A 3645-nucleotide genomic window follows, 5' to 3' on the forward strand; every position below is an offset into this window, starting at 1 on the left:
AAAGTGCAGGCCAATCAGGGCAAAGTGGAAGTACAGGCACAGAATGACGAGTTGCAGCTGAATGCCTTAAAGGACGCAACATTAACCAGCAGCGCAGGGAAAGTCACCATGGCGGCGAAGGAAGAGATACTGATTACCTGCAAAGGGGCGTATATCAAGTTGAGTAACGGGGAGGTTGAGATCGGGAGTCCGAAGGTGGTAAGGGTGAGGGCGCCATTGGTGGTGGGTGGGCCGAATAGCATATTAAATAAAGTGTTTCTTCCTGCTTCTCCTCTTCATAGATATGGTCGGCAATTTGTATTGCAAGATGAATTGACGGGAGAGGTTTTGGCAGGAGTACTGTATAAGATATATAGAGGAAAAGAACTTTTGTTAAAAGGAAGGTCGGATAAAAATGGGCTGACCAAATTCGTAACCACTGAAAATATGGAAGGTATCCGTATTGAAATTGAAACCAGGGAGTAAATCATGACAAACAAAATAAAAATACATGGGACATATATAACAGTCACAACGAAAGAAGCAACTACCGTATTATTAAATTCGCCTGGAAAACCTGTTCCAGTAAGACTTCCTCCCACATCAAGAAAATTAACTTTAGGAGAAATCGCTTTGGCACGACTTATCTTCAAAGATTCGATTCCTTATGAAAAAGTTAGGATTGTAAGGGGAGGGTTGCTGGGTATGCCTGACCATTCAAGAAATGCAATGACTCCATATGGTAAAATTCACTTGCCGATTAAAGTTTATGATGTGATTAAAGATTTTTCTGGTCCTTTGACAGACAAAGAGGATAATCAACGATGGTTTATTCATGAAATGACACACGTTTGGCAATATTTTGCAATGGATTTAAATGTAGCCTGTAGAGGGGTGCGATTGGCATCAATTGGAGGATATTCTGAAAGAGATACATCAGGACGTTTAATGGCTTATGCATATGACTTGTTAGGCATAGATAGAGGTAGAGAGTTTAAGGATTTCAATATTGAACAACAGGCGGATATTGTGTGCCATTATTACCTAGTTAAATATCATGCGAACTATGTATTTCAAGAACCACAATTACGGAATTTGATCAATCAACAATCACGTAGAGAATATGTTTTGAGAGATTTTTTGAGAAACCCTTTAGATAGAAAATTAAAATCTGAAGAATGGACAACGGAAATACATCATCATAGAGAGGAAAAAAATAATAGAATTTATATTGATGCTGTGACTAAAGTTCGTACTTTTTAAAATAAAATTATTTATAGAAGATTTTTATGAGAAGAAGTAAATTTTTATTTATTTATTATGTCATATCGAGTTTAAACGCATACGGGTTTTCTCATATGCCTTATCCTGACGGAGATGTGAATGTTATTATAAAAAATAATAAACCTTGTATTTATATTGATACTAATGGTTTAACAGGTAGTTATATATTAAGGATTGGTTATGTTGACGAAAATACTGGGAATTCAGAATATTGGCGTTATTTAAGTTCATTTGAAAAACAATATCCTGTAAAGGAAAAATGTATTTTTGCGGATGAGTCAAACTTTCCAAATATAAATTTTAGGAATAATGTAAGTTATAGTTTTACTCTAAAGGCAGCTTCAGTACCTAGTGATGATAGGCATATTTCTAATAATTTTGATGGATTTAGCAGTACGTATTGCTTAAAAAATACTAATGGAAAATTTGAGGTTCAAGATTTTGATTTTTCAAAGAATAGATGTGTAGATAAAGTTGAAATATTATCTTCTTCTGATACAAAACAACAGATAAGCTGGTTAGATTTGTTATTTAGATGGTTTATGGATTTATGGAAGTAAGTAAATTTCGTAATTAAGGATCAACAAGTGTAGGTTGACCATGATTCCTACATTTTAGATCGTTCAATAACTTTTTTAGGGGCAACTTAATCTATATTTGCATGGAGATGGATAAACGAACAGGGCAGGACGATTAAAGCCTGAACGCAAAAGTAGTTAGATGCTGTTTTCGAAGCCCTGAAAAGGGCTACCGACTGGACAATAGAGGAAATCAAAAAGATTGACTGGATGCAGGTCATCGATGTCGGTACGGTGGTGGTTCTAGTTATTGCCATTGGTGCGGCGGTTACGTTTTTCACTGCTGGGACGGGTACTGCTCCCTACGCCGCTTCGGTTCAAGCTTTTTTGACTTCTATAGGATTAGGTGCGGCAGCAGTTGGTGCGGCGGTCAGGTAAGCGAACAGGCCGTCTGAAAACAGTTTTTCAGACGGCTTAAAATATTCAATCTCTACGAAAGGACAAAGCATGACCCCTCAAGAACAAAAAAACCGTTTGAACGACATTATGTTTCATGCGCAGCGTTGCGAACTGTACGACGACGAACACAGGCTGTATGCCAAGATGGGGCTGGGCATTACTATATATTTCTACGGCGGCGGGAGTGAAAGCGGGCAGAGGAAGGTATTGGATGTGTTCAGAAAGTATCAGGAAAAATATAACAAATATTTGAACGGCCTATTTAGTAGTCTTCAAAATAAGAGGTTTGTCAAATTTACTGAAAAACAATTTGCTACTACTATCGATAAACTATCAGTTTATGCTGAAAAAAATAAAGGATTATTTTTATTTATAGGTACCGAACGCTGGGGAGATTATGCTAATGATTATTTGTGTACATCAGTGACAACGTCTCCAACAGGTGAAAATGACTACAACCTCCTCAGCTACCTGCGGCTCGTCTTTCCCATCGGTTGGTTGAAGGATGAAACCAAACGGTCGGAATTTGAAGAATGGGTGGATTACCTGTGCGCACAATTCGACGTACTGCACGGCTACGCGGGCTTGGAGTGTATTCTTCCTTACGGGTATCATGAATGGGAGCTGCACGAATACCAGGTTGCCACTCATTACTATAATGTGATGCCCAACTGCAATGCATTCATGGGAGATTCAGACTATCCAGATGCCATAAAAAGCATCGCTTGGTACACCATTCTAGGCAAATCCCTATTCATGCGTATCGAACCTCAGGTATGGGCGCGGCTGGCAGCCCAGTACCCTGAAATCACGGTCAAAACGCAGGCAAACGGCGTTTCCGCCATCAAAATCGACGAACTGCCCGACGTCGGCGATGCCGGAGAACCTCTGCCTTTGAATTACCAGGCATTGAACGAAGCCTTAAGGCCGGTCATCAAAGCCGTTCCTAACCGTCTGCACCACCTTTACGATGCGCCCCATTTTGATGCTGTCAAAACCTATTACTGGACACACCGCTGGGGCAACCCGAATATGAAGGACGGGATATTGGACCCGGAGGGCAAAATCGTTAAAACTGCGCCGATACTGGTGGAAAACGGCGAAACCGTCCGTGTGCCGTACAGTGGAGTATGGCAGCCGTTCAACCACAATGGGGAAGCCATACATTTGGAAAAGGGAAAGCCCTTTCCCGATGTACCCAAGCCTGAAGATTTGCTGGCGCAGACTTTGTGGAGACTAATCAGCAGGGATGACGGTGGGGACTTGCTTGTTATCCCTTCATTTAGATAAATATCAGAAAGACCATCGTAAGTATCTTAATGGTATTTTAATGAAGCCTAATAGTAAAAGGCCGTCTGAAACATTGAACTGGTCCCCAAATCTTGGACACTCATAAAAGCCTATT

Annotated in this window: 5 protein-coding genes; all 5 read left to right on the plus strand. The window is 40.2% G+C overall.

Annotation, left to right across the window (positions count from 1 at the left end; translation table 11 throughout):
• The coding region (locus tag HMPREF3066_RS08395; protein WP_141743203.1) for a DUF2345 domain-containing protein at positions 1–465 on the plus strand (465 nt) is incomplete at its 5' end.
• Between the two features lie 3 nt (positions 466–468).
• Positions 469–1242: a hypothetical protein gene (locus tag HMPREF3066_RS08400; protein ID WP_141743204.1), complete on the plus strand. Its 774-nt coding sequence runs from the start codon at positions 469–471 to the stop codon at positions 1240–1242.
• A 95-nt stretch (positions 1243–1337) separates the two neighbouring features.
• Positions 1338–1823: a putative T6SS immunity periplasmic lipoprotein gene (locus HMPREF3066_RS12900; protein WP_141743205.1), complete on the plus strand. Its 486-nt coding sequence runs from the start codon at positions 1338–1340 to the stop codon at positions 1821–1823.
• 228 nt (positions 1824–2051) lie between these two features.
• Complete coding sequence (locus HMPREF3066_RS13170) at positions 2052–2219, plus strand: hypothetical protein (protein WP_168160667.1); 168 nt, start codon at positions 2052–2054, stop codon at positions 2217–2219.
• A gap of 69 nt (positions 2220–2288) precedes the next feature.
• Complete coding sequence (locus HMPREF3066_RS08405) at positions 2289–3530, plus strand: type VI immunity family protein (protein WP_070442066.1); 1242 nt, start codon at positions 2289–2291, stop codon at positions 3528–3530.
• The last annotated feature ends 115 nt before the right edge of the window (positions 3531–3645 follow it).

It is taken from the genome of Neisseria sp. HMSC03D10, assembly GCF_001807625.1.
In the GTDB taxonomy this organism is placed as follows: Bacteria; Pseudomonadota; Gammaproteobacteria; order Burkholderiales; family Neisseriaceae; genus Neisseria; species Neisseria mucosa.